Source organism: Bradyrhizobium oligotrophicum S58, assembly GCF_000344805.1.
GTDB lineage: Bacteria > Pseudomonadota > Alphaproteobacteria > Rhizobiales > Xanthobacteraceae > Bradyrhizobium > Bradyrhizobium oligotrophicum.
Genome location: NC_020453.1, coordinates 4,298,675 through 4,322,378, shown reverse-complemented (window position 1 = coordinate 4,322,378; position 23,704 = coordinate 4,298,675). Strand labels below are relative to the sequence as shown.

The 23,704-nt window shown below is 64.8% G+C and carries 26 protein-coding genes and 1 tRNA gene; 14 read left to right on the top strand and 13 right to left on the bottom strand.

Annotated elements, in window-relative coordinates:
• Positions 1 to 118 precede the first annotated feature (118 nt).
• Positions 119 to 194, top strand: a tRNA-Lys gene (locus tag S58_RS18605).
• Positions 195 to 355: 161 nt separating this feature from the next.
• Here S58_RS18605 and S58_RS18600 read toward each other — a convergent pair.
• On the bottom strand, positions 356 to 751 hold the full coding sequence (locus S58_RS18600; RefSeq protein WP_015666903.1) for a hypothetical protein: 396 nt from the start codon (positions 749 to 751) through the stop codon (positions 356 to 358).
• A 1,329-nt stretch (positions 752 to 2,080) separates the two neighbouring features.
• Here S58_RS18600 and S58_RS18590 point away from each other — a divergent pair.
• Positions 2,081 to 2,788, top strand: coding sequence for a hypothetical protein (locus tag S58_RS18590; protein ID WP_015666902.1), 708 nt, complete (start codon positions 2,081 to 2,083; stop codon positions 2,786 to 2,788).
• A gap of 182 nt (positions 2,789 to 2,970) precedes the next feature.
• Here the strand turns inward: S58_RS18590 and S58_RS18585 are convergent, their stop codons facing one another.
• Positions 2,971 to 3,438, bottom strand: a complete 468-nt coding sequence (locus tag S58_RS18585) for a hypothetical protein (protein WP_042340802.1) — start codon at positions 3,436 to 3,438, stop codon at positions 2,971 to 2,973.
• 261 nt (positions 3,439 to 3,699) lie between these two features.
• On the opposite strand from S58_RS18585, the gene S58_RS38165 reads away from it, so the two are divergent.
• The gene (locus tag S58_RS38165) at positions 3,700 to 4,002 is read left to right on the top strand and encodes a hypothetical protein (RefSeq protein ID WP_042339851.1); all 303 of its coding nucleotides are present in this window, start codon (positions 3,700 to 3,702) and stop codon (positions 4,000 to 4,002) included.
• 618 nt (positions 4,003 to 4,620) lie between these two features.
• Positions 4,621 to 5,244 carry a LysE family translocator gene (locus S58_RS18575; RefSeq protein WP_015666900.1) on the top strand — a complete coding sequence of 208 codons (624 nt, stop codon included), beginning with the start codon at positions 4,621 to 4,623 and terminating at the stop codon, positions 5,242 to 5,244.
• A gap of 212 nt (positions 5,245 to 5,456) precedes the next feature.
• On the opposite strand, the gene S58_RS18570 is transcribed toward S58_RS18575, so the two are convergent.
• Entirely contained in the window at positions 5,457 to 7,094 is a 1,638-nt protein-coding gene (locus tag S58_RS18570) for an isocitrate lyase (protein ID WP_015666899.1), read from the bottom strand.
• A gap of 144 nt (positions 7,095 to 7,238) precedes the next feature.
• Between S58_RS18570 and S58_RS18565 the strand changes: the two genes are divergently transcribed.
• The 4 genes from S58_RS18565 to S58_RS18550 all read left to right on the top strand — a co-directional run bounded on the left by S58_RS18565 (position 7,239) and on the right by S58_RS18550 (position 10,369).
• On the top strand, positions 7,239 to 8,714 hold the full coding sequence (locus S58_RS18565; RefSeq protein WP_015666898.1) for a helix-turn-helix domain-containing protein: 1,476 nt from the start codon (positions 7,239 to 7,241) through the stop codon (positions 8,712 to 8,714).
• 160 nt (positions 8,715 to 8,874) lie between these two features.
• Positions 8,875 to 9,282 (top strand): hypothetical protein, encoded by a 408-nt coding sequence (locus S58_RS18560; protein ID WP_015666897.1) that lies wholly within the window; start codon positions 8,875 to 8,877, stop codon positions 9,280 to 9,282.
• A 111-nt stretch (positions 9,283 to 9,393) separates the two neighbouring features.
• Entirely contained in the window at positions 9,394 to 9,807 is a 414-nt protein-coding gene (locus S58_RS18555) for a response regulator (protein ID WP_015666896.1), read from the top strand.
• 139 nt (positions 9,808 to 9,946) lie between these two features.
• Positions 9,947 to 10,369, top strand: a complete 423-nt coding sequence (locus S58_RS18550; RefSeq protein WP_015666895.1) for a group II truncated hemoglobin — start codon at positions 9,947 to 9,949, stop codon at positions 10,367 to 10,369.
• 22 nt (positions 10,370 to 10,391) lie between these two features.
• Here S58_RS18550 and S58_RS18545 read toward each other — a convergent pair whose 3' ends face one another.
• The 5 genes from S58_RS18545 to S58_RS18530 form a co-directional block, all read right to left on the bottom strand.
• A complete protein-coding gene (locus S58_RS18545) occupies positions 10,392 to 10,586 on the bottom strand; it encodes a hypothetical protein (protein ID WP_015666894.1) in 195 nt (64 codons plus the stop codon).
• Between the two features lie 49 nt (positions 10,587 to 10,635).
• Positions 10,636 to 11,022, bottom strand: a complete 387-nt coding sequence (locus tag S58_RS18540; RefSeq protein ID WP_015666893.1) for an NUDIX hydrolase — start codon at positions 11,020 to 11,022, stop codon at positions 10,636 to 10,638.
• A gap of 201 nt (positions 11,023 to 11,223) precedes the next feature.
• Positions 11,224 to 12,120, bottom strand: coding sequence for a hypothetical protein (locus tag S58_RS18535; protein WP_244440602.1), 897 nt, complete (start codon positions 12,118 to 12,120; stop codon positions 11,224 to 11,226).
• 266 nt (positions 12,121 to 12,386) lie between these two features.
• The gene (locus tag S58_RS38630; protein ID WP_015666891.1) at positions 12,387 to 12,563 is read right to left on the bottom strand and encodes a hypothetical protein; all 177 of its coding nucleotides are present in this window, start codon (positions 12,561 to 12,563) and stop codon (positions 12,387 to 12,389) included.
• A gap of 12 nt (positions 12,564 to 12,575) precedes the next feature.
• Positions 12,576 to 12,827: a hypothetical protein gene (locus tag S58_RS18530; RefSeq protein WP_015666890.1), complete on the bottom strand. Its 252-nt coding sequence runs from the start codon at positions 12,825 to 12,827 to the stop codon at positions 12,576 to 12,578.
• A gap of 326 nt (positions 12,828 to 13,153) precedes the next feature.
• Here S58_RS18530 and S58_RS18525 point away from each other — a divergent pair, with 326 nt between their 5' ends.
• Positions 13,154 to 13,507 (top strand): DUF6481 family protein, encoded by a 354-nt coding sequence (locus S58_RS18525; RefSeq protein WP_015666889.1) that lies wholly within the window; start codon positions 13,154 to 13,156, stop codon positions 13,505 to 13,507.
• A 144-nt stretch (positions 13,508 to 13,651) separates the two neighbouring features.
• Here the strand turns inward: S58_RS18525 and S58_RS18520 are convergent, their stop codons facing one another.
• On the bottom strand, positions 13,652 to 13,891 hold the full coding sequence (locus S58_RS18520; RefSeq protein WP_015666888.1) for a pentapeptide MXKDX repeat protein: 240 nt from the start codon (positions 13,889 to 13,891) through the stop codon (positions 13,652 to 13,654).
• Between the two features lie 361 nt (positions 13,892 to 14,252).
• Between S58_RS18520 and S58_RS18515 the strand changes: the two genes are divergently transcribed.
• From S58_RS18515 to S58_RS18505, 3 genes are read left to right on the top strand one after another with little or no spacing between them, the layout of a single operon-like run.
• Positions 14,253 to 15,275 (top strand): TRAP transporter substrate-binding protein, encoded by a 1,023-nt coding sequence (locus S58_RS18515; protein ID WP_015666887.1) that lies wholly within the window; start codon positions 14,253 to 14,255, stop codon positions 15,273 to 15,275.
• A 3-nt stretch (positions 15,276 to 15,278) separates the two neighbouring features.
• Positions 15,279 to 15,824 carry a TRAP transporter small permease gene (locus S58_RS18510; protein ID WP_015666886.1) on the top strand — a complete coding sequence of 182 codons (546 nt, stop codon included), beginning with the start codon at positions 15,279 to 15,281 and terminating at the stop codon, positions 15,822 to 15,824.
• Positions 15,821 to 17,179 carry a TRAP transporter large permease gene (locus S58_RS18505; protein WP_015666885.1) on the top strand — a complete coding sequence of 453 codons (1,359 nt, stop codon included), beginning with the start codon at positions 15,821 to 15,823 and terminating at the stop codon, positions 17,177 to 17,179. The genes S58_RS18510 and S58_RS18505 overlap by 4 nt, the downstream gene beginning before the upstream one ends.
• A 55-nt stretch (positions 17,180 to 17,234) precedes the next feature.
• Here S58_RS18505 and S58_RS18500 read toward each other — a convergent pair whose 3' ends face one another.
• The 3 genes from S58_RS18500 to S58_RS18490 are packed head-to-tail and all read right to left on the bottom strand — an operon-like array spanning position 17,235 to position 21,788.
• A complete protein-coding gene (locus S58_RS18500) occupies positions 17,235 to 18,149 on the bottom strand; it encodes a hydroxymethylglutaryl-CoA lyase (RefSeq protein ID WP_015666884.1) in 915 nt (304 codons plus the stop codon).
• Positions 18,150 to 18,171: 22 nt separating this feature from the next.
• Positions 18,172 to 20,178, bottom strand: a complete 2,007-nt coding sequence (locus S58_RS18495; RefSeq protein ID WP_015666883.1) for an acetyl/propionyl/methylcrotonyl-CoA carboxylase subunit alpha — start codon at positions 20,176 to 20,178, stop codon at positions 18,172 to 18,174.
• 2 nt (positions 20,179 to 20,180) lie between these two features.
• The gene (locus S58_RS18490; RefSeq protein WP_015666882.1) at positions 20,181 to 21,788 is read right to left on the bottom strand and encodes a carboxyl transferase domain-containing protein; all 1,608 of its coding nucleotides are present in this window, start codon (positions 21,786 to 21,788) and stop codon (positions 20,181 to 20,183) included.
• A gap of 326 nt (positions 21,789 to 22,114) precedes the next feature.
• Between S58_RS18490 and S58_RS18485 the strand changes: the two genes are divergently transcribed.
• Together S58_RS18485 and S58_RS18480 are read left to right on the top strand one after the other, a co-directional pair.
• The gene (locus tag S58_RS18485; protein ID WP_015666881.1) at positions 22,115 to 22,759 is read left to right on the top strand and encodes a TetR/AcrR family transcriptional regulator; all 645 of its coding nucleotides are present in this window, start codon (positions 22,115 to 22,117) and stop codon (positions 22,757 to 22,759) included.
• A gap of 14 nt (positions 22,760 to 22,773) precedes the next feature.
• Positions 22,774 to 23,262, top strand: a complete 489-nt coding sequence (locus S58_RS18480) for an Lrp/AsnC family transcriptional regulator (RefSeq protein ID WP_015666880.1) — start codon at positions 22,774 to 22,776, stop codon at positions 23,260 to 23,262.
• A gap of 64 nt (positions 23,263 to 23,326) precedes the next feature.
• On the opposite strand, the gene S58_RS18475 is transcribed toward S58_RS18480, so the two are convergent.
• Positions 23,327 to 23,632 carry an ETC complex I subunit gene (locus tag S58_RS18475; protein WP_015666879.1) on the bottom strand — a complete coding sequence of 102 codons (306 nt, stop codon included), beginning with the start codon at positions 23,630 to 23,632 and terminating at the stop codon, positions 23,327 to 23,329.
• Positions 23,633 to 23,704: the final 72 nt, after the last annotated feature.

The following is a 23,704-nucleotide window of genomic DNA, read 5'->3' as shown; positions in this document are numbered from 1 at the left end:
TTTAGATCCCCGCTCCCGCAGCCCGCAGTGAACCACAGCCACGCCGCAAGCGTTCTGATGGGGACCTGCCGACGAACCGGACAGTGACGGTCAGCCGTCACACCGCTTCCTTGGAAGCGAGCGCGTAGCTCAGCCGGTAGAGCACGTGACTTTTAATCATGGGGTCCCGGGTTCGAGTCCCGGCGCGCTCACCACACAATTCAATCTGCCGCCGCGCCGCGGTTGGCGCTGACGAGGTCCAGGCGTCCAAAGGCGGCGCAGGCCCCACGCCAGGTCCAAGAGTCGGCGGTCAACCCCGGGCCCGCGCCTGTGCCGATCCATCGGCCGCGCCCCTGCAAACCGCTGTTGCCCCGCCTCACCCCTGCGGCTTCATCCCGAGGCGCTCGCCGCACATGCTGCCGTACGCTCCGACCACGCCGAGAAGGCCGTCACCGGCGTTCGGGTCCTCCGTGTTAAGCTGCTCAATGGTTCCGGTCGGGGACGCGACCACGCTGACCTTGCAGGCGTACGTTCTCGCGCTGCCGTTGCCGTACTTGTCCATGGAGACGCCCATCTCGGTCGCGAGTTGCCAGACATACGATGACTGGCCGCTATTCATCCGGAAGCTGCTGGTCGGCGGACCCCACTTCATCACCAGTGTGTCGACGTTCTTGCCGACGTACTCCTGGCCGAGCCGCGCCCGCACCTCCGGCGCCGACGCCGCACAGCCGCCCAACACGGCACAGATCGCCACTACCCCAAGCCAACGCATCGCCATTCTCCCCCGGTAGCAATGAACCGAAATCCTGTGGTCGTGGCAATACCCATGGTGGAGCCTGGCGCGGGTTTCCCCGGGGGAGTGTCATGAGCAAGCGCAGGTGGCGCGGCCGTCATTCCATCCGCCCTCAGGAACGCGGAATACAGACGGCGCGCCGCAGTGCACGTTCCCGCGGCATCTCGCGACGATCCGGACAGTGCGGCCCAAGCCGCCACATCGCTTCCTTGGAAGCGAGCGCGTAGCTCAACCGGTCGAGCACGTAACTTTTAATCACTGAGATTACGGTGCATTCAATTGACCGTCGCTATATCGCGATATTGGCGCATAAGCATATCAGCACAGTTGCCCCGTAGGCTTCTGCGGGGCGCTAGCCAGCAAACATTGGGTTCGAGCTAATCGGTTTACTTATGGATATTGAAAGTCTGCTCCTGACCGTGACTACAATCGGATATTGAAAGCGCGGCTTGGCCGCGGTCTGTAAAATACAAGCAGATGCTGGGACGTGCGGCCTGCTCTATCTTGACTCCGCTTAGAGCGCTCGCAACCGTCGATGGCACTGCGTCCGCCTTCTTCTCGATACAAGCAAGTCTATCTTCGACAATTGTGATCTTTGCGCATTCGCCGTCTGCTCGTGCCGCGGTGATGGAGCAGGTGATGAGCAATGTAGCAAACGCAATTATCCTGGCTGTCATGTCAATGCCTCCAATTATTGATAGATACAAAAGCGCTGAAGCATCCCATGCCGCTTCACTTTAAACAAGGTTGTATGTTGTTGCGCCGCAACTGCGGCAGCGAACCGTCCGCTTCGGGCTGTGAGCAGCACGCCCTTCCCGCGACTGGCAGCGGGCCTGCGTCAAGCGATGCGCCTCCTCGCTCTCGCGATGCCCGCTACTCCGCGCACGCGCACATGTATGGTGCGATGACCTGCCCGCGTCAGCCACGTCTTCAATAGCGCCCTGATCTCTATTGGCGGTACCTTGTTACGTTCAGGATGATCCGTGCTCCGACGCCAAGAGCGGCGGCTGGTTGGACTGACGCTGGAGGCTCGCGCCGCACCGCCGGCCATAGTCCGCCGATGTTTGCGATACAACTAAAAGATGATACCATGTATTGGTTCGCCTGGGTTGCCGATGCGGGTGATCTCGCTTGGCGCGGACGCTTGAACCCGCGTCTGCGATCGCCGCCGCTCCAAAGGAGAGTGACATGCGCGCATTCTCATGGACATTTTCTCGGGCATTCTCTCGGGCATTCTCCTGGGCATGCCCTCGGACATTCTCTTGGGCCCTCGCGTGTCTGATATCGACGGGTGCGGCGAACGCTCAGGTGACGGGCGCCTATCCCGACCCGATGCTCACGCGCGGCGCCATCGACTCACGCCTGACGCCGAAATACATCTGCTCTCATTCGACCTCGGAGCGGCGCAGCGTCAGCACCGCGCAGAAGAAAGAGATCTTTGCGGCGTATGGCGTGCCGTTCAAGGACCGGGCCCGCTACGAGGTCGATCACTTCATCCCGCTCTCGCTGGGCGGGGTGAACACCTGCACGAACCCTGACGAAAGCGAGGACGTGACCTGCAATCTGTGGCCCGAGCCGCACCAGAAATCATTTCGGCGGATCGCGCCTTGGGGATCGGAGACGAAGGACAAGCTTGAAAATCGTCTCTACCGATTGATGTGCGCCGGCCAGATCTCGCTCGAGGAGGCCCGGTCCGCGATCACGTCGGATTGGGAAGAAGGATACCGTCAATACGTAGAATCGCCGGCGGTTGCCGCCGTCGCTCGCCCGTTCATGGCGCCGGTGTTTCCCGCGATGGCTCCGGCCTTCACGGCGGCCGCTGAGCCGACGGCCTCACCGCATGCCGTCGGACCGCGTCATCATCGCCGCGCCGATCGAGCAGGCCAGCGCCCGGTGGGCAGCCCGGATGAGATCGCGCTGCCGCGCTTCGACTTTCATGAGTTTTTCGTCGCCCCACCGCAGCCGGTTGCGCGTCCCGTTCGACATCAGCGGAAGCACAGGACAGTCCGGCACTGATCGATGCGCCGGTCGGCGACCGCCGGTCACGCCCAGGAGAGACCCGTCGATGGGCGCTGCCAGCAGGCCCTCCACATTTGGACCGCGTGCAGACGAAATCCCATTTCACAAGTGATCTCGGTTACGGTGACGGTGTCACCGCAACTGCCGTCACCGCCGATGACGAAAGATCCGCCCCTTCCCTAGCGCGGGGCATCGGCCTCCAACACGACCTTCGCGACGGGATAGCGCCAGTCGTTCTTCGTGTTGTCGGCGGCGGCATCGATGCCTGCCACGATCACCGCACCAAGGATTCCGCCATTGACGCCGCTGGCCAGACGAGCCTGGCGCGTCGCATCAACAGGCGCGACCGTGATCATCCGCTTTTGATAGCCGGGCTTTTGGCAGGTCACGGCCAGCGTGCTCGACTGTCCGCGATAGAGCGGCACGCGCACCTTCGCGGGACTCGTCATGGTTGCCGTGAAACCGCTGGCTTCCAATGAGCAGGAGGCCCCGGCCATCTCGACCTCGCCTCCCCCGCCGGGATTGTGAAACGTCCGTACTTCCACAAGCTGGTCACCCGCGAACTCGGGCACGCTTGCGTCGGTTCGGCGCTTCTGCTCGTAGACGTCGATCCCTCGGCTGCCCGTGGTCGACCTGATGTCGGTCACATTGTTGACCGCAAGCGGCGCAGCACACCCGCCAAGACACGCCACTCCAAGGATGGCCAGCCAGCCGGCCGGCCAACGCAAACAGTTCATTTGAGCCCCCACGGCATCCCCAACGCTCGTTGACCAGCGGTAGCAGGGGCCGATCTGGGGAACAATAGCCGCAACCTCGGGGGGAATAGAGCGACTATCAAAAACCGATGACGTTGCGGGCAGGACACAGTCACTGTCGTCCCCCGGCACTAATTAGGTCGGTGACATTGGATGTGTCAGACGATCGCCAGCGCCGGGATTTCAGGGGTCATCGACATGACGCCGTTGCTCCGCCACAACCTTCCTCGCGATCAATGCCAGGGCGGCGCGTTCGATACCTGCACCGGTTGCAGGAGCCGGCGGGCCTTCATGGGGCAGAGCCTGGATCATGGCGCGACGGCGCAGCGCTTTTCAGTAGCGCGCAGTGAGGATGCGCGGAAAAACTCATTTCATCAGGCCGCTCAAGACGATCATCCCTGTCCAGTCCCTCCCGCGAAAATATTTGGCTTCACTTTTTCCGAAATCGATGGTTGACTGCAGTCATCCCGTGCTCCTCGAGAGGGGCGTTTCGCGATCGTCACGGACGTTGGGTGCGGGGAGCGGTGGCCGCGGGTGGGTCGCAGCGTGCTCAGGCGCGCGGACGAACGGCTCTTTGCGGACGTGAAATCGCGTGGTCCTGGCGCCCCGAAGCTGGCGCCAAGTCCTGGGGGATGATGAGCCCCGAGGGCGACGGTGGCTATCAAGCCGGACACCGGGGAGATCGCGTATAAGCGTGAAGACCATCGCGCGGGGAATGCCGGTTGTCGGCTGAACCTGTGGTGACTGCCGCCTGCTTTTTCTTCTGCAGGCGGGCCATGGGTTGCGGCCTGCAGCCCGGCATTCCCCGCGCCCTCTGTTTGATGAGGGCGAAACGAACTGAATAGCTCGGACGCGAAGCGCGTCGCGATGACGGATGAACACGTCCCCTGTCCCCTGCCCGCATGATCCGCTGTGCGTCCTCTATGACGACGCAAAGGACGGCGCGCCCGGTCGTCACCGACCCGTGTCTTGCTCCCTTCTATCGCCCGCCGCTGCGCCGTGGAATGATGGAGGCCGATTTGAGATGCGCCGACCGCCCTGCGCCTGAACGGCCGCGACCCTGGGAGCCCGCCGATGTCCACTGCCTTCCTGCTGACCTCGCTGATCGTGGTGGCCTCGCCCGGCACCGGCGTGCTCTACACGCTCGCGGTGGCGCTGACGAAGGGGTCGCGTATGAGCATTGCCGCGGCGTTCGGCTGCACGCTCGGCATTCTTCCGGCGATGCTCGCCGCGATCGTGGGTCTTGCTGCCGTGCTGCACACCAGTGCGCTGGCGTTTGCGGCGCTGAAATATTGCGGCGTCGCGTATCTTCTCTACATGGCCTGGCAGACGCTCGGCGAGCGCGGCGCGCTCTCGGTCGAGGCCAAGGACGACACAAAGCAGGATGCGCGGTCGGCTTGGCGCGTGGTGCTGACCGGCTTCCTGATCAACATCCTCAATCCAAAGCTGTCGATCTTCTTCCTCGCCTTCCTGCCGCAATTCATCGCGGCCGATGCGGCGCATCCGTTGGCGCTGATGCTGGAGCTGTCGGCGGCGTTCATGGCGATGACATTTGTGGTGTTCGTGCTCTACGGGCTGTTCGCCGCCGCCGTGCGCGATCGCGTCGTCAGCCGTCCCCGCGTGATGACCTGGCTGCGGCGCGCCTTCGCCGGCGGTTTTGCTTTGCTAGGCGCGCGGCTGGCGTTGAGCGAGCGCTGAGGGGCTCCAGTCAGCGCTTCATGCCGACGGGAATACAGCTTTTGCTCCTCACCATGAGGGGTGAGGTCCGACTTTGGCGCTGCGTATTGACCATGAGTAGCGCGCTCAAGGATGGGGTATTGAGTAGAGCTTCGGAGAGCCTGCACAAAAGCAAAGCCCGCCTGGAGCAATGTTGCTCCAGGCGGGCCCTGTCAGTCCTCAGTCAGCCAAGCTCAGCCGAACTGATTCATCGTGTTGTGCGCGCCGCCGGCCTTCAGCGCCTTCTCGCCCGCAAAATATTCCTTGTGGTCGTCGCCGATGTCGGAGCCGGCCATGTTCTGGTGGCGGACGCAGGCGATGCCCTGGCGGATCTCGGCGCGCTGGACGTTCTTGACGTAGCCCAGCATGCCCTGCTCGCCGAAATACTCGCGGGCGAGGTTGTCGGTCGACAGCGCGGCCGTGTGGTAGGTCGGCAGCGTGATCAGGTGGTGGAAGATGCCGGCGCGCTTGGCCGAGTCCGCCTGGAAGGTGCGGATGCGCTCGTCGGCTTCCTTCGCCAGCGGGGTGTCGTCATACTCCGCCTTCATCAGTTCGGCGCGGTTGTACTTGCTGACGTCCTTGCCCGCTTCCTTCATCGCATCATAGACCTGCCAACGGAAGTTGAGGGTCCAGTTGAACGACGGCGAGTTGTTGTAGGCGAGCTTGGCGTTCGGGATCACCTTGCGGATGCGGTCGACCATCTTGGCGATCTGCTCGATATGCGGCTTCTCGGTCTCGATCCACAGCAGGTCAGCGCCGTTCTGCAGCGAGGTGATGCAGTCGAGCACGCAGCGGTCCTCACCGGTGCCGGGACGGAACTGGTAGAGGTTCGAGGGCAGCCGCTTCGGACGCATCATCTTGCCGTTCTGGTTGATGATGACGTCGCCGCTGCGCGCGGTCGCAGGCGTCACTTCCTCGCAGTCGAGGAAGCTGTTGTACTGGTCGCCGAGATCGCCCGGCTGGCTGGAGAAGGCGATCTGCTGCGTCAGGCCGGCGCCGAGCGAGTCGGTGCGGGTGACGACGATGCCGTCCTCGACGCCGAGCTCCAGGAAGGCGTGGCGGCAGGCGCGGATCTTGGCCAGGAAGACGTCATGCGGCACGGTGACCTTGCCGTCCTGATGGCCGCACTGCTTCTCGTCGGAGACCTGGTTCTCGATCTGCAGCGCGCAGGCGCCCGCCTCGATCATCTTCTTGGCGAGCAGATAGGTCGCCTCGGCATTGCCGAAGCCGGCGTCGATGTCGGCGATGACAGGAACGACGTGAGTCTGGAAGCCGTCGATCTTGGCAATGATGTCGGCTTCCTTCGCCTTGTCGCCGGCCTTGCGGGCCGCGTCGAGGCTGCGGAAGATGTCGTTGAGCTCGCGGGAATCAGCCTGGCGCAGGAAGGTGTAGAGCTCCTCGATCAGCGCGGGCACCGAGGTCTTCTCGTGCATCGACTGGTCCGGCAGCGGGCCGAACTCGGAGCGCAGCGCCGCGATCATCCAGCCGGAGAGATAGAGGTAGCGGCGGTCGGTCTTGCCGAAATGCTTCTTGATCGAGATCAGCTTCTGCTGCGCGATGAAGCCGTGCCAGCAGCCCAGCGACTGGGTGTACTTGGTGCTGTCCTCATCATAGGCGGCCATGTCGGCGCGCATCACGGACGCGGTGTAGCGGGCAACGTCGAGACCGGTCTTGAAGCGGTTCTGCAGGCGCATGCGCGCCACGGCCTCGGCGGTGACGCCGTTCCAGGTCGGGTTGGTCTCGAGCAGCGCACGCGCCGCCTCGACCTCGGCCTGGTAGGACGAGGGTCCCTGGAGAGCCTGGTCGTTCAGTCCACGCGGTTGGAAGTTCATGTCCGTGATCCCTTGGTTAAGGACAACCTGAGACCTGTTGTAAGCACCCGGGGACAGCGGACCAGACATTGCGCGGAAAACTTGTCACACTTTACAAGTATCTCGTGTATAGTTGTAAGGAGATTACAAGACCGGGATTTGGCCATGACCACCGCCACGGCACGATCGATCTTCATGGGCCCGCGCCTGCGCAGGCTCCGGCGCGAGCTCGGCCTGACCCAAGCCGACATGGCCGCGGACCTCGAAATATCAGCACCTTACGTGGCGCTGTTGGAACGTAACCAGAGGCCGGTCACAGCCGACATGCTGCTGCGGCTGGCCCGAACCTACAAGATCGACCTGGCAGACCTGGCCGGCGACGGCGGTGCCGATCATACCGCGCGGATGCACTCGGTCCTGAAGGACCCGATGTTCTCCGACATCGACATCCCCGGGTTGGAAATCAGCGACCTCGCCGTCAGCTACCCCGGCATGACCGAGGCCTTCCTGCGGCTCTATACGGCGTATCGCGAGGAGCAGCTGGCGCTGGCCGAGCAGCGCGCGCCAGCAATTGCCGGCAGCGCGCCGCGTCCGGGCCAGGAGATGATCGACGCCAATGATCCGGTCGCCGACGTCAGGCGCTTCCTCGCCGCGCGCCGCAACAATTTTGCCAGTCTCGACGATGCCGCCGAGCGCCTCGCGCAAGCGTCGTCGCTGGCATCGACGCACGGCGCGTCGCAGGGGTCGCCAGGCCCCGGCGGCTTCATCGAGCGGCTGCGCGTGCGGCACAATCTCCAGGTCCGCTTCATGCCGCCGAGCGTGATGCTCGGCTCGGTCCGGCGACTCGACCTGCATCGCCGGCAGGTGCTGATCGAGGATTCGCTGGATACTGCGAGCCTCGATTTCGAGCTCGCCAAGCAGCTCGCTTATCTCGAGCTGGAAGCCGAGATCGGCACTGCGCTCGAGGACGGCAAGTTCGCCAACAAGAGCGCCGAGCTGCTGGCGCGCCGCGCGCTTGCTGCTTACGCCGCTGCTGCGATCATCATGCCGTATTCGAGCTTTGCGAAGGCGGTCGAGACCCGGCGCTACGATCTGGAGGCGCTGGCGCGCCAGTTCGGCACCAGCTTCGAACAGACGGCGCATCGCGTCACCACCCTGCAGCGGCCGGGCGCGGAAAAGATCCCGTTCTTCCTGATCCGCGTCGATCCCGCCGGCAACATCTCGAAACTGCTCGACGGCGCCGGATTTCCGTTTGCGCGGCACGGCGGCGCCTGTCCGCTATGGTCGGTGCACGGCATCTTCAAGCGGCCGCGCGAGATCGTCACGCAATGGCTCGAACTGCCGGACGGCCAGCGCTTCTTCTCGATCGCCCGCACCGTCACCGCCGGCGGCGGCTCGTTCGGCGCCATCCGCGTCGAGCGCGCGATCGCGGTCGGCTGCGCCGCCGAGCATGCAGGGCAATTGATCTACACCCGAGACGGCCACGGGCCCGATGCCGACGCGCCGACCCCGGTCGGCGTCGCCTGCCGTGTCTGCCACCGGCCCAAATGCGCGGCCCGCTCGGCGCCGCCGATTGGCCGCGAGATCCTGCCCGACGATTTCAGGACGTCATCCGTGCCGTTCGGCTTCTCGGCGGATTGAGAATGGCTCGCGAGTGGAACACGACGCTTGTCGATGTCCTTCGGCGGGGGCGAAAATCCGCAAAAAGCGGCTCCAAATCGACCCGGAAGCTCATGGCCCTTGACGGAACAGCCATAAACCGGACAAAGATTGCGCCAAAATGTCGCGGCGGAGGTGTTCCATGAGATACGTCGACGGCGCTGTGATGTTCTTCAGCCTGTGGCTGCTGGCATCGATGGTTCTCGATGCGCTGACGCCGCCCGAGATGAATTTCTACATGATCGGCCCGATCATTGCGCCGGCCGTGATCGTCACCGGCTTCCTGTACTGGCTCCGCATCCCCTCCCGCGACTTCGTGCTCGCCTCCGCCGCCATCTGGATGGTCTGCGAGATGACGATGGAGATGATCACCCCCAAGCCGCTGTCACCTCTGCTGGCGATCGCCGCCGTCGCGCCGCTGCTGGTGGCCGGGATCCTTTTGCACGTGCAGCACTGGCGCCAGTCGAACGGCCGCTCGCGACCGGCCGATTCGGCTGAGATGACGAACCTGCCGGGTTCCTCCAATGCGCTGCCGGGCAATGGTGGATAGCGTGCAGATCGTGCCGTAATCCTACGGGACCGAATGTTTACGTGGCGATCAGAAACCCCCTCTTAAGCTTCGCGCGTCCATCAAAAGTCGACACAGAGCCGCGCGGGGACCATGCTGAACGAACTTCTCGTGATCGAAGATGCCGATGTTCATCTGTCGATCCTGCGCAAGATCGCCGTGCAGGCGGGCTTTGCGACGACCGGCGTGAACTCGGTGGACGGCGCCATGAACGTGCTGCGCCGGCGCAACTTCGAGTGCATCACGCTCGACCTGAATCTCGGCGAGCGCTCTGGCACGGAGGTGCTGCAGCTGCTGGCGGACTTGAAGTCCCGCGTTCCGGTGCTGATCATCAGCGGCTCCGACGACCAGACCCGCGACGTCACGGTGCGGGCCGGCAAGATCCTTGGCCTCAACGTCTACCCGCCCTTCTCCAAGCCGGTCGATCTGGCGCTGCTGCGCCAGACGCTGCGCCAGATCGCAGCCGACACCGACCGGCAGCGCCTCGTCAAGGCCAGCATCCGCTAGCGCATTCGTCTCTTCTCCTGCAGCGACGCCGGCGCGGTCACGCCGCGCGGCGACGAACGTCATTTCGCCTTTGATTCAGATCAAGGCGATATGCGGCCGTGGCCTATTGGTTGGCGGCGACGAACGGAAACGAGATGCGATGACGGCAGCCAATCCAGCCAGCGAAGACGTCGTGATCGAGGCCACGCCCTACCAACTCATCGGTGGCGAGGCCGGCGTGCGACGCCTCACCGATCGCTTCTACGCGATCATGGACCAGGAGCCGGACGCCAGTCGAATCCGCGCCATGCACGATGCCGACCTCGGTCCGATCAGGCAATTGTTGTTCGAGTATCTCAGCGGCTGGCTCGGCGGGCCGCCGCTCTATTTCGAGCGCGCGGAGCATCGCTGCATCATGTCGGCGCACAGGCCCTATCCAATCGGCGACGCAGAGCGCGACGAATGGATGACGTGCATGCGCCGCGCGATGTTCGATTGCGACATCACGGGCGACATGTACGAATTGCTTGATCGGGCGTTCTTGCGCATGGCCGACGCGTTCCGGACGCGCCCCAAGGGTTGACTAGGATTGAACCCTGCCGGGTTCAATCGCCTTTGTCCGCCGCTTCGCGGGCCAAACGTTCGGCCCGGAGCCTCTCACGATTGGCATAGAAGGCCCGCTGAGCCTCTTGATGTTCGCGCATGGCCTGATCTGCTTCGACCTTGCGCGTTGCGTCGCGCGCTCGACGCTCTTCGGGCGTCAGAATGCGCGGCGGCTTGGCTGTGCTCTCGTAAGTCATGACGAGATAACGCGCCACCCTGCGAGATGTTCCCAAGTTTACCGGTAGTCTAGTCCGCCTTGCGTGGAAACAATTGGTCGCGGATGTAGCGCGACGTCGGCGTCAGGCTGAGCCCGTAGGGTTTCTGCCAGACCGCGCGATCGATCTCCTTCTTGTCGCCGATCTCCAGCCGTCCCTTGGCATGCTTGGCGATGAAGATCGCGTCGCTCATCTTGCGTCCCGACCGCTTGTTCTTGGCCGTGACTTCCTTCCACAGCCGCAAACGGCCGAGCTTGAGCTTCGGAAGTTCCTCCCTGATCTCGCGCTTGAGACAGTCCTTTGCGGTTTCCCGTGCCTGTTTACGGCCGCCCGGAAACATCCAGCGGCCGTCGATGCGGCGCCGGACCAGGAGAACCTTTCCGCCCTTGGCGGCAACCAGCTTGGACGCCTTGGTCATGGCTCAGGAACTCCCACCTCGGACGAGCAATGAAGCAGAGCGTATCAGGATTCGTTCCGAGTCCTGCCCCGGAGCTTTGCGGAGTCCGGGGCCGGATCTCGCCTGAGCGGCAAGAGGTGCCTGTTGATCCCCGACGCTGCGGTATCATGCGCAGGTGCTGGGGACACGATTTGCGCTGCGCCCCGGCCCCGCGGGCTGAGCTCAGTAGCAGGAGCGCGGGTCGACGGCGACGTACTCGCCCGACGGATAGCGATAATAGCAATTGCCTTGCGACAGATAATAGCCCGGCCGCGACGCAGCCGTTGCGCCTGCGATCGCTCCCGTGGCGCCACCGATCACGGCCCCGGCGGCCGCGCCGCCGGCCTTGCCCGTCAGGATGCCGCCGAGAACGCCACCGATAATCGCACCACCGAGCGCGCTCGCACCGGGATCCGGATCGGACGGCGGCGGGGCCGGTTCATAGGCCACCGGCGGAGGCGCCGCTTCGTAGACCGTCGCCGGTGCGTAGACCACGTCGTCGGCATAGTCCTCGGAGACGTAGGTCGGCGGGCCTTCCATCTGCTCAGGATAATAATACCAGACCCCGCCGACGTCCCACCACCAGCCCGGCCGGCCGTTATGAACCTCGTGGCGCCAGCGGCCGCCTTCCCAGCCGACGCGACCACGATAATGCTGTCCGCCATAGTCGCGGGTCGCGATCGCGCCGCGCGCATAGCGCATGTCCGGGGCCCGTCCCACCGCGGCCGGGCCGGGTGCGGGGCCTCTGCCATAGCCTGGCCCGGGTGGCCGTCCCTGCTGGGCCACCGGTGCTGGCGGATGCCCCTGGGGCGGCATCGCGACGCGTGGCGCTGGCCCCGGTCCCGCCTGCCCCTGCATGGGGCCTTGCCGCGGGGCCTGTGCCGCCTGGGGCGGACCACCAGGGTGTCCGCCCGCAGCCTGTGGCTGACGGACGACACCCGGCGGACGATTTTGCGGCGGATGCCCCGGGCCGGCCTGATCAGGTCCCGGTCCCTGTGCCTGTCCCGCGACAGGCAGCGCGACCCCGGCCAGGAGAGCCAACGCCGGCAGCCACGATCTGGTTTGGTGAAACAACGTCATGTCTGCCTACCCCTCGCTCGCCTGCCATCTGCAATGCTGCTGGCCTGACCAGCGCAGTGGTCTGCCGATTCTCTTCTCTGGCTGGATGGTGCGCCGAACATTTCGGCCACACCCCACCGCGACAAACCGGTAAAATGGTGACAATTTTGCGGCCAAGTCCATTCGTCGCGTTCAGCATACCCCAAAAGCCCGCTGATTCGCCGCCACCTGGATCAAACCGAGGCGGCTAGATGCGGCTGGCGATACGGCCTTCGACGACGCCGCCGTCAGCGCTCAGGTGCAATGACGTTGCAGTTGGTGCGGCCCGACATCAGGCAATCCTGCATCTTGCTCGCCGCTGTCAGGCTGTGGGCTAGCCACAGGCCGAAGCCGACCATGATGGCTGCGAACACCAGCGCCGCGATCGCGCCTCCCCGTCCGCCGCCTTCGTCCTTGCCGCCCATGCCGTGTCGCGCCTAGGCAGGCCGCAGACCGGCCGCCTCGCCGTGCGGCTCCTGGTGGTGGCGCGATGCCGGCGTGACGGGTTCGATCCGCGTGCAGCTCGTGACCCAGAACAGCTGCCCGCACTCCCATTCCGCCCCCAGCACACCGGCCGGAACGGGGGTAGAACGGGCAAGGACTGCGCTCATGACGCAGGCGCTGACCACGAGACCAACAAGCGCGAGGACGAGCGCCATGCGCTTGCGCCCCTGAAACACAGAGGTCATGCCGGTAAACTCCATTGGACGTCGCACCCGAGCGGTGCGCCAGTGCCCGTGAGGTGTGAAGCAATTCACAGCCGGCCGACCTTCGTCAGCATGACGGGGGTGCTTACATAACGATCGGCGCACGCCATGCAAGCGTCGGCTGCGTCGGATGGGGAGGAGTGGCGATAAAGCATTTGTCATCGACGCATGCGATCCTATACACACAGCCTCGCGTCGGCCTTCGCTCGTGTTCACGATACCGTGGAAGCATTGCTGGCGGAGCGCATATAGCCTGACCGAACCACACCCTGACCGAACACCCCAGATAGCGAAGTGACGACGTCTCCATGAGAGGATTCAAGGAACCCGGATTTGCCGATCGGCAGAAGGCCGCACAGCAGGCCCGCCAGAGCATCGTGCAGAAATTCAAATCGCAGCCGGGACCGGACGATCCCGAGGTCGCGAAGCGACGGCAGGAGCGCGAAGCCGCCGCTGCCCGCCGCGAGCAGCAGCGATTGGAGCGCGAAGCCGCCAAGGCCGAGCAGAAGCGACTCGATGAAGAGGCGAAGGCGGCCGAGGCTGCGCGGCTCGCACGCGAGGCGGAAGAACATGCCGCCCGCCTGGCCGACATGGAAGCCGAGCAGAAGGCGAAGCGCGACGCGCGCTATGCCGCGCGCAAGGCGCGCGGAAAGAAGAAGTAAGCAGCACCGCCGCACTGAGACTTGCGCGTCGTCACGAGCGGCATCGCAACGATGTCGCATGGGATGGCGATATTGCGAGGCGATGGGATTGACGCGATGATCGCTCGCGCTGGTCCCATCGCACAAAGAAACAAGGAAGACGGCTTAGTTCTTCTTCATCATGCCGTCGTCCTTCTTCATCCCGTCCTTGGACATGGCATCGTCCTTCTTCATGCCGTCCTTCGCCATCGTGTCCTTCTTCATGCCGTCGTGGGACATGGCGCCTTTCTTCATCGCATCGTCCTTACCCATCTTGTCTTCCGCGAAGGCAACCGGCGCGACGGCCACGTTGAAGGCGAGAGCAGCGGCGGAGATGCTGAGGATGAGACGGCTACGATTGGTCATGATGATCGCTCCTTCGAGGACGGGGTTGGACGGCGGTCAATGCGCCGCTCTTCCGTGTTGACGTTGCGATAACGGCGGTTGTTACGGCAGCGGACGAAAATCTTTCGATCGATCAAATTTGACGCGAACGCGCTGCGTTCTGCGAGGGCGACACAATTTTGCCCGGCAAGCGAATGCTAGTACAACCTACGCAAGGGATCCACAGGCTGACATTTGCGCCGCAGCAATATGTCGCTTCCCATGCATTTGACCTCGAACGAACTGTATTGTTCGGCTAGAGGTCATTCCAGCAGACCGGCTAGTATAAGCACGCCACGAACCGGATCGGGAACCCAATCAGAAGTTGTCCAGGGGAAATCTCATGCTCTCACGCCGCCACCTCATTGCGTCCGCGCTTGCTGCGCCCGCCATTCTGCGTTTTGGAACCGGAACGGCGCACGCCGCAACCACGCTGAAGATCTCCCACCAGTTTCCCGGAGGCACCATCGACAAGGGCGACTTCCGCGACCGGCTCTGCCGGGTCTTCGCTGAAGAGGTGTCGAAACGTTCGGGCGGCGAGATCGCGGCCGAGATCTATCCGAACTCGTCGCTGATCAAGACCGTCGCGCAGTTCTCGGCCATGCGGAAGGGCGCGCTCGACATCAGCCTCTATCCGATGCCTTATGCCGGCGGCGAGGTTCCGGAGACCAACATTGCGCTGATGCCAGGGCTGGTCACGACCTACGACCAGGGCATGCGCTGGAAGAACGAGCCGGTCGGCAAGGCGCTGACCGACTTCCTCGCCGACAAGGGCATCATTCTGCTGTCCTGGGTCTGGCAGGCGGGCGGCGTCGCCAGCCGGTCGCGTCCGCTGGTCACCCCGGACGACGCCAAGGGCATGAAGGTCCGTGGCGGCTCGCGCGAGATGGACATGGTGCTGCAGACCGCGGGGGCCTCTGTGCTCTCGGTTCCCTCGAACGAAATCTACACCGCGATGCAGACCGGCGCCTGCGATGCCGGCATCACCTCCTCGACCAGCCTGATCTCGTTCCGCCTGGAGGAAGTGTCGAAGGCGCTGACCTCCGGCGCCAAGGCCTCCTACTGGTTCATGCTCGAGCCGCTGATGATGTCGAAGGCCACCTTCGACAAGCTGCCGAAGAACCAGCAGGACATCATCCTTGCGGTCGGCGCCGAGCTGGAGGCGTTCGGACGCAAGGGCGCGCAGGATGACGACATCGAGGTCGCCAAGGTCTACGAGAAGGCCGGCGCGAAGGTCTCCGAGCTCGACGCCGAGATCGTCAACAAGTGGCGCGACATCGCCCGCGACACCGCCTGGAAGGACTATGGCGCCAAGACCGCGACTGCTGCCAAGCTGCTTAAGCTCGCTTCCGACGTCGCGGCCTGATTGATGCACGCGCCCGTCTCCGATAGCGAGGCCACGCCGACCAGCGGCGCCAGCGGACCGCTGGCGCCGCTTCAGCGGGTGGTTTCGCTGCTCAACAGCATCATCGTCGTGCTGGCCGCGATTGCGCTGATCGCGGCTTGCGTCATCCTGAGCTACAGCGTGGCGGGTCGCGCGCTGTTCAAGGCCGCCAATTATTGGCAGGACGAAGCGGCCGTGTTCCTGCTGGTCGGCGCGACCTTCATGACCGCGTCCTACGTGCAGGAGCACCGCGGCCATGTCAGCATCGAGGCCTTCGTCGGCCTGCTGTCGCCGCTGGCGAACCGGATCCGGCTCTGGCTGGTCGACGTCGCGAGCTTTTTGTTCTGTGCGTTCTTCACCTGGAAGTCCTGGACCCTCACGCACGAGGCCTGGGAAGACGGCCAGGTCTCCAATTCGATGTGGTCGCCGCCGCTTGCGATCCCCTATGGCCTGATGGCCGCGGGCATGACCCTGCTCTGCATCCAGATGCTGCTGCAGATCATTGCGCCGCTGACCGGAGCGCGGCGATGAGCGTCTTCGGAATTGGGCTCTCCTACGGGCTGGCGACTCTGTTTGCGATGTTCGCGGGCATGCCGATCGCCTTCGCGCTCGGCGCCGTTGCCGTGGTTTTCATGGCGATCTACATGCCGGCCGCATCGCTCGATACGGTCACACAGAACGTCTATGAGGAGATGGCGTCGATCACGCTGCTGTCGATTCCTCTGTTCATCCTCAAGGGCGCCGCGATCGGCCGGTCCCGCGCCGGACAGGATCTCTACTCCGCGCTGCATGCCTGGCTGCATCGCGTTCCCGGCGGTCTCGGCGTGGCCAACGTGTTCGCCTGCGCGCTGTTCGCGGCGATGGCCGGATCATCACCCGCGACCTGCTCGGCGATCGGCTCGGCCGGCATTCCCGAGATGCGCAAGCGCGGCTATTCCGGCGGCTTCGCGGCCGGCATCATCGCCGCCGGCGGAACGCTCGGCATCCTGCTGCCGCCATCGATCACGATGATCCTGTTCGCGATCGCGGCGGAGAAGTCGCTGGGACGGTTGTTTCTCGCGGGCATCGGTCCTGGGCTGCTGCTGGTGACCTTGTTCGGCGTCTATTCGGTGGTGCGCTTCCGGCAGGAATATGCGCGCGCGAAAGCCGTCTATGAGAAGGAGGGCACCTGGTCGGACATCCTGACCAAGGACGATTTCACGATGGCGCAGCGCTTCTCCGTGCTGCCACGCGTGATCCCGTTCGTGCTGCTGCTGACCGGCGTCATGGTCGCGCTGTATGGCGGCCTCGCCACGCCATCGGAAACCGCCGGTCTCGGCGGCATTCTCGCGCTGGTGCTGATCGCGATCATCTACCGCGTCTGGAGCCCGGCCGATCTGGCGCCGATCATGAAGGCGACGCTGCGCGAATCGACCATGCTGATGCTGATCATCGGCATGTCGCTGCTGTACTCCTACGTGATGAGCTACCTGCACATCTCGCAGTCGGTGGCGGAGTCCATCGTGGCGATGCACCTGCCGCGCTGGGAACTGCTGTTCGCGATCCTGCTGATGGTGATCGTGCTCGGCTTCTTCCTGCCGCCGGTCTCGATCATCCTGATGACGGCGCCGATCATCCTGCCGCCGCTGCGTGCCGCGAATTTCGACATCATCTGGTTCGGCGTGGTGATGACGATTGTCATGGAGATGGGGCTGATTCACCCGCCGGTGGGTCTCAACATCTTTGTCATCAGGAACGTCGCGCCCGACATCCCGCTGCGCGAGGTGATCTGGGGCACCCTGCCGTTCGTGCTGCTGATGATGGCCGCCGTGCTGCTGCTCTGCTTCGTGCCGCAGATCTCGACCGGGTTGCCGGATCTGGTGATGGGGCCGGATCTCAGCCGCTGAAAATGGCGAATAGAGAGTAGCGAATAGCGATCGGCGAAGGGCTCAGCCCCATTCGCTACTCGCCATTCGCTACTCGCCTGCCCCTTGCATTCAGCGCCGCGGCGACACGGCTGACCGGCGGGCGGCCGAGCAGCCGGCTCATCTCGTTGGTGGCGGCCAGCAGTTTCGCCATATCGACGCCGGTCCGGACGCCCATTCCCTCGAGCATATAGACGACGTCCTCCGTTGCGACATTGCCGGTCGCGCCCGGCGCGAACGGACAGCCGCCGAGGCCGCCGGCGGCTGCGTCGATGACACGGACGCCCTCCTCCATGCCGGCGTAGAGATTGGCCAGTGCCTGGCCGTAGGTGTCGTGGAAATGCATGGCAAGACGCGCGACGGGCACGTCGCCGCCGACCGCGCGCAGCATCTGCCTGGCCTTGAGCGGCGTGCCGACGCCAATCGTGTCGCCGAGCGAGACCTCGTAGCAGCCGAGGTCCCACAACGCCTTCGCGACGTCGGCCACCGCCTGCGGCTTGATCTCACCTTCATAGGGGCAACCCAACGCGCAGGAAACATAGCCGCGCACCTTGATGCCGTCGGTCTTGGCATGGGCGATCACCGGCTTGAAGCGCTCCAGCGACTCGCCGATCGAGCAATTGATGTTGGCGCGGGAGAAGCTCTCCGAGGCCGCGGTGAACACCGAGATCACCTTGGCGCCCGCGGCGTGTGCGGCCTCATAGCCCTTCACGTTGGGCACCAGCACATGGAATTCGCCGGGCAGCGCGGCGACGCTGCGCATCACCTCGTCCGATCCCACCATCTGCGGGATCGCCTTGGGCGAGACGAACGCGCCGACCTCGACCGTGGTCAGGCCGGCGTCGACCAATGCGCGGACGAAGGCGATGCGATCGGCGACGCTGACCAGCGTCTTCTCATTCTGCAGGCCGTCGCGCGGGCCCATTTCGATGATGCGCACGCTCTCGCTCATGCTGACCTCTTTGGTTCGAGGATCAGGCAGAGGGTTCGACCTCTGCCAATTCGACGCCTTCCTGCACGATGTCGCCAACCTTGCACTTGATCGCCTTGAGCCGGCCAGCGAACGGCGCCCGCAGGGTCTGCTCCATCTTCATGACTTCGAGCGTCAGGATCGCCGCGCCCTTCTCCAGGACGGCGCCCTCCTGCGCGAGCAGCGCCACCACGGTTCCCGGCAAAGGCGCCACGATCTTGTCCTCGCCGGCCTGCTCCTCGTCGTCACCGCCGAACGGATCGATCCAGTGCAGATCGAACCGGCCGTTGCGGGTCCGAAGGTACAATTCGTGGCCCTCGATGACGGCCACCACATGGGATTTGACACCGTCGCGCACAAGGTCGAAGCCGCCGTCATCTGTTAGCGCGATCGAGAACGACATCTCACGACCATCGACAGACAGGGTCTGCACGCCCGGACCATAGGCCAGCGTGACGGTCTGCGGCTCGGCTCCAGCGCCGTGCCGGAGCGAGAACACGCGCTGGCGCAAGCCTACCGGCATCCAGCCGGAGGCACGCCACGGCGATCCCTGCTCCTTCGCGGCCGCCTTCTGCTCGTCGATGAGTATGGCCGCGACCGCTGCGCACAGCTCGACATCGCCTGCCGCTGCGCCTGACTGCGTCAGTTGCGATAGATGGCGTTCGATGAAGCCGGTATCGATCGCGTTCGCCGCGACATCCGGATGCGTCAGCAGCGCCGACAGGAACGGGATGTTGCTGACGATGCCACGAACGTCCGTGTCCTCCAGGCTGCGGTTGAGCCGCTCGATCGCGACGTCGCGCGTCGGCGCCCAGGCAATCATCTTGGCGAGCATCGCGTCGTAATAGGGCGAGACGGCATCGCCCTCGCGATAGCCGGCATCGATGCGCAGGCCGCCGGCTTCAGCAGGAAGCCGCCAGGTCTTGACGGTTCCGACCGACGGCATGAAGTTCTTCGCCGGATTTTCCGCATAGACGCGGGCCTCGATGGCGTGGCCATTGAGCCGGATCTGGTCCTGCTTCAGCGGCAACTCTTCGCCGAACGCGACGCGCAGCTGCCATTCGACGAGGTCAACACCTGTGATCAGCTCGGTGACGGGATGCTCGACCTGCAGGCGTGTGTTCATCTCGATGAAGAACACATCGCGGCCGTCGGAGACGAATTCGATGGTGCCCGCGCCGACATAGTTGACGGCGCCGGCCGCGCGCCGCGCCGCCGCGCACACCGTCTCGCGCTGCGCCGGCGTGAGCGTCGGCGACGGCGCCTCCTCGATCACCTTCTGGTGCCGGCGCTGCAGGGTGCATTCGCGTTCGAACAGCGACACCAGATTGCCGTGGCTGTCGCCGACGATCTGCACCTCGATGTGGCGCGGGTTCTGGACGAACTTCTCGATCAGCACGCGGTCGTCGCCGAACGCGGCCTTGGCCTCGCGCTTGGCACTGGTGACGGCATCAGTGAGGTCGCCGGCTGCGTTGACCACGCGCATGCCGCGGCCGCCACCGCCGGCAGAGGCCTTGATCAGAACGGGAAAGCCGATCCGCGCGGCTTCATCGGCGAGCGTCGCTTCGTCCTGCGCCTCGCCGTGATAGCCGGGCACCAGCGGCACGCCCGCCTGCTCCATCAGGAATTTGGAGCCGGACTTCGACCCCATCGCGGTGATCATCGCCGCTGTGGGTCCGACGAAGACCAGCCCTGCATCGAGACAGGCCTGCGCGAATTCGGCGCTCTCGGACAGGAAGCCATAGCCGGGATGAATCGCCTCGGCGCCTGTCTGCCTCGCGGCCTCGATCAGCCGCTCGATGTTGAGGTAGGAATCGCGAGCGCGGGCGGGGCCGAGCAGCACCGCCTCGTCGGCGAGCGCGACATGCAGCGCGTTGCGGTCCGCCTCGGAATAGACCGCGACGGTCTTCAATCCCATGGCGCGCGCCGTGCGGATCACGCGCACGGCAATCTCGCCGCGATTGGCGATCAGGAGCTTGCGGAAACGACGATACAATCCGGGACGAGCCATGATCACATCCTGAACAGGCCGAACTTGGTCGGCTCGACCGGGGCATTGGCGGCGGCTGATAATCCGAGCCCGAGCACGAGGCGGGTATCGGCGGGATCAATCACGCCGTCGTCCCACAGCCGCGCCGTCGCGTAATACGGATTGCCCTGCGCCTCGTACTGCGCACGAATGGGCTCACGGAATTTCTCTTCCTCTTCCGTGGGCCAGCTCTCGCCCTTGGCTTCGATGCCGTCGCGGCGGACCTGGCTCAGCACCATCGCCGCCTGCTCGCCCCCCATCACCGAGATGCGCGCATTCGGCCACATCCACAGGAAGCGCGGCGCATAGGCGCGACCGCACATGCCGTAATTGCCGGCGCCATAGGAGCCGCCGATCACGACCGTGAATTTCGGCACCGCGGCGGTGGCAACCGCCGTCACGAGCTTGGCGCCGTCACGCGCGATGCCGCCGGCCTCGTATTTCTTGCCGACCATGAAGCCGGTGATGTTCTGCAGGAACACCAGCGGAATGTTGCGCTGGCAGCACAGCTCGATGAAGTGCGCGCCCTTCAGCGAGCTCTCGCTGAACAGGATCCCGTTGTTGGCGATGATGCCGACCGGATGGCCCCAGACATGCGCGAAGCCGCACACCAGCGTCTGGCCGTAGAGCTTCTTGAACTCGTCGAACTCCGAGCCGTCGACCACGCGGGCGATGATGTCGCGGACGTCGAATGGCTTGCGGCCGTCGGCGGGCACCACGCCGTAGATCTCCTCGGCCGCATAGCGCGGCGCGCGGACCTCGCGCATGTTGAGCACGGTGCGCGCGCCCGGAGGCTTCAGGGTGCCGACGATGCGGCGCGCGATTCCGATCGCGTGCGCATCGTTCTGTGCGTAGTGATCGGTCACGCCAGATTGCCGCGAATGCACGTCGGCGCCACCGAGCTCCTCGGCGCTGACGACCTCCCCGGTCGCGGCCTTCACCAGCGGCGGTCCTCCGAGAAAGATGGTGCCCTGATTGCGCACGATGATGCTCTCGTCCGACATCGCCGGCACATAGGCGCCGCCGGCCGTGCACGAGCCCATCACGATCGCGATCTGCGGGATGCCCTGCGCCGACATCTGCGCCTGGTTGTAGAAGATGCGGCCGAAATGCCGCTCGTCGGGGAAGATCTCGTCCTGCAGCGGCAGGAACGCCCCGCCGGAGTCGACCATGTAGACACAGGGCAGATTGTTCTGCCGCGCGATGTCCTGGGCGCGCAGGTGCTTCTTCACCGTCATCGGGTAATACGTGCCGCCCTTGATGGTCGCGTCATTGGCGACGACGACGCATTCGCGCCCCGCGATGCGGCCGATGCCGGTGACGATGCTGGCCGAATGGACATCGCCGCCATAGAGCCCGTGCGCGGCCAGCGGGGACAGCTCCAGGAACGCCGTTCCGGGGTCGAGCAGCAGGTCGACGCGCTGCCGCGCCAGCATCTTGCCGCGCGACAAATGCCGCTTGCGCGAGGCTTCGCCGCCACCCTCGGCGACCTGCCCCAGCCTTGTCCTGAGGTCGGCGACCAGCGCGCGCATGGCGTCGGCATTACGGGCGAAATCGGAGGACGATGGATCGATCGTGGAGTGAAGCGTCATGACCGGCGTCTTCGTTGCGGGGCTGGAGGGGGAAGCCGAGGGAGCACGCGTCAGACCGCGCGCGGCCGTCTGGGCCGCTGCGAGGGCGGGTGTACCATCTTTGCCGGCATGCTGTCCTCCCTGCCCGCCCCGGCGACCTTTGATGGCCGTCCGCCGCTCTCGAATTAAACGATCATACGTTTTTAAATTCTATTCTCAAGCGGATTGTTGTAGAGTGATGATCTGGCCGCAGATGGTTGAGACGACAGCGGGGTTCATACCCACAACAGACACCATCGGGCCGGATTCGCCGGCTCGACACCCTCGGGCGGTCCAGTGAGGATGAAATGGCGCGCACGATCGGATCCCATGGTCCGACGACGATGGAGGCGATCCGCAAGGCCGGCCTGCGGCTGATCTTCCAGCACGGCTATGAGGCGATGAGCCTGCGCCAGCTCGCCGCGGAGGTCGGCATCCAGCCCGGCTCGCTCTACAACCACATCAGCACCAAGCAGGAGCTGCTGGCGGAGCTGATCCAGGACCACATCAACGACCTCCTGCGCGAGCTCGAACTGGCGCTGCGCGACAGGCAGGGTCCGGTCGAAAGGCTGCGGGCGTTCGTCGCCTTCCACGTCAGCTATCACATGACCCGGAAACGCGAGGTCTTCATCGCCAATTCGGAGCTGCGCAGCCTCGATCCCCGCAACTATGAAGCGGTGGTCGCGCTCCGCGGCAGCTATGAACGCCGGCTGGCGGACATCCTGAGCGACGGCGTGGCGCAAGGCGTGTTCGACGTCGACGACGTCCAGGTCGCGACCTTTGCCATCATCGCGCTGCTGACCGGGTTGTGCAGCTGGTATCGTCCGGGCGGCCGGCTGACCAAGGATGCGATCATCGCCGCGCACGAAAAGCTTGTCCTTTCCGGCGTCATGCCGCGCAATGCTGAGGCTGCGCAGGCCGGCGGCGACCGGGCTGCCCCTCACTCCGGCTGATTGGGCCCGAACCAATGGCTGGCAGCCCCGCGCTGGACGAGATCGACCACCGCATCCTGGCAGAGCTCCAGGCCGACGGCCGGATCCGCATCAACGAGCTCGCCGACCGGGTGGGGATCTCGCATCCGAACTGCCTGCGCCGCGTGCGGGCGCTGCGCAGCAGCGGTGTGATCAAGTCGATCCGCGCAACGATCGAGGAACGGGCCCTGGGCTATGAAGTGGTTTCGTTCGTTTCGATCCAGCTAGAGAGCCAGAACCAGACAGCGCTGGAGGCGTTCGAAGCCGCCATCATGCCGCTGCCCTGGGTCCAGCAATGCTGGCGGCTGTCGGGAGATGCGGACTTCCTGCTGAAATGCGTCTCGACCGGGGTCGAGGGCATGAGCCGGCAGCTCCGGCAGTTCGCCGCCCTGCCGGGCGTCCGCGCCATCAGGAGCTTCCCGGTGCTCGGCCTGTCCAAGGATGCACCGCTGCCGATTCCCGGCGGCCCGCGTGGAGCGGGCTAGAACGGCGGCCGCAGCCGCCCTGTCAGTGCGTCCGGGTCAGTACGTCCAGATCAGTGCGTCCAGATCAGTGCGTCCAAGGCTCGCCGCGGCGGAACGAGAAGTTGTCGGCGTAGGCGATCTGCCGCTTCACCGGCTCCTTCGGCTCGATCACCTGGTACGGAATGCCCTTGCGCTCGCAATAGGCGACCGCCTCTTCCTTGGTGTCGAAGCGCAAGGTGAGCTGCTGCTTCATGTCCGAGGAGGACGTCCAGCCCATCAGCGGCTCGACCGCGCGGGGTTGCTCCGGCTCATAGTCCAGCTGCCAGTCCCGGGTCTTGGCCTTGCCCGATTGCATCGCGTTCTTGGCCGGCTTGAAAATGCGTGCGGTCATGGCTGGAAGAGCCCCTCGAAACAGCGGTCGTCATGCGTTTGGCGGAAACCGCCAGGATGGGTTACAGCCAAG

Excerpts from the sequence above, each read along its gene's own strand:
- S58_RS18480 (WP_015666880.1), top strand. The coding sequence starts at position 22,774 with ATGGCTGGCAGCCCCGCGCTGGACGAGATCGACCACCGCATCCTGGCA.
- S58_RS18520 (WP_015666888.1), bottom strand. The coding sequence starts at position 13,891 with ATGACCAATCGTAGCCGTCTCATCCTCAGCATCTCCGCCGCTGCTCTC.
- S58_RS18475 (WP_015666879.1), bottom strand. The coding sequence starts at position 23,632 with ATGACCGCACGCATTTTCAAGCCGGCCAAGAACGCGATGCAATCGGGC.
- S58_RS18515 (WP_015666887.1), top strand. The coding sequence starts at position 14,253 with ATGCTCTCACGCCGCCACCTCATTGCGTCCGCGCTTGCTGCGCCCGCC.
- S58_RS18485 (WP_015666881.1), top strand. The coding sequence starts at position 22,115 with ATGGCGCGCACGATCGGATCCCATGGTCCGACGACGATGGAGGCGATC.
- S58_RS18535 (WP_244440602.1), bottom strand. The coding sequence starts at position 12,120 with ATGACGTTGTTTCACCAAACCAGATCGTGGCTGCCGGCGTTGGCTCTC.
- S58_RS18530 (WP_015666890.1), bottom strand. The coding sequence starts at position 12,827 with ATGACCTCTGTGTTTCAGGGGCGCAAGCGCATGGCGCTCGTCCTCGCG.
- S58_RS18510 (WP_015666886.1), top strand. The coding sequence starts at position 15,279 with ATGCACGCGCCCGTCTCCGATAGCGAGGCCACGCCGACCAGCGGCGCC.
- S58_RS18565 (WP_015666898.1), top strand. The coding sequence starts at position 7,239 with ATGACCACCGCCACGGCACGATCGATCTTCATGGGCCCGCGCCTGCGC.
- S58_RS18495 (WP_015666883.1), bottom strand. The coding sequence starts at position 20,178 with ATGGCTCGTCCCGGATTGTATCGTCGTTTCCGCAAGCTCCTGATCGCC.
- S58_RS18540 (WP_015666893.1), bottom strand. The coding sequence starts at position 11,022 with ATGACCAAGGCGTCCAAGCTGGTTGCCGCCAAGGGCGGAAAGGTTCTC.
- S58_RS18500 (WP_015666884.1), bottom strand. The coding sequence starts at position 18,149 with ATGAGCGAGAGCGTGCGCATCATCGAAATGGGCCCGCGCGACGGCCTG.
- S58_RS38165 (WP_042339851.1), top strand. The coding sequence starts at position 3,700 with ATGTGTCAGACGATCGCCAGCGCCGGGATTTCAGGGGTCATCGACATG.
- S58_RS18555 (WP_015666896.1), top strand. The coding sequence starts at position 9,394 with ATGCTGAACGAACTTCTCGTGATCGAAGATGCCGATGTTCATCTGTCG.
- S58_RS18570 (WP_015666899.1), bottom strand. The coding sequence starts at position 7,094 with ATGAACTTCCAACCGCGTGGACTGAACGACCAGGCTCTCCAGGGACCC.
- S58_RS18490 (WP_015666882.1), bottom strand. The coding sequence starts at position 21,788 with ATGACGCTTCACTCCACGATCGATCCATCGTCCTCCGATTTCGCCCGT.
- S58_RS18545 (WP_015666894.1), bottom strand. The coding sequence starts at position 10,586 with ATGACTTACGAGAGCACAGCCAAGCCGCCGCGCATTCTGACGCCCGAA.
- S58_RS18550 (WP_015666895.1), top strand. The coding sequence starts at position 9,947 with ATGACGGCAGCCAATCCAGCCAGCGAAGACGTCGTGATCGAGGCCACG.
- S58_RS18505 (WP_015666885.1), top strand. The coding sequence starts at position 15,821 with ATGAGCGTCTTCGGAATTGGGCTCTCCTACGGGCTGGCGACTCTGTTT.
- S58_RS18600 (WP_015666903.1), bottom strand. The coding sequence starts at position 751 with ATGCGTTGGCTTGGGGTAGTGGCGATCTGTGCCGTGTTGGGCGGCTGT.
- S58_RS38630 (WP_015666891.1), bottom strand. The coding sequence starts at position 12,563 with ATGGGCGGCAAGGACGAAGGCGGCGGACGGGGAGGCGCGATCGCGGCG.
- S58_RS18560 (WP_015666897.1), top strand. The coding sequence starts at position 8,875 with ATGAGATACGTCGACGGCGCTGTGATGTTCTTCAGCCTGTGGCTGCTG.
- S58_RS18525 (WP_015666889.1), top strand. The coding sequence starts at position 13,154 with ATGAGAGGATTCAAGGAACCCGGATTTGCCGATCGGCAGAAGGCCGCA.
- S58_RS18575 (WP_015666900.1), top strand. The coding sequence starts at position 4,621 with ATGTCCACTGCCTTCCTGCTGACCTCGCTGATCGTGGTGGCCTCGCCC.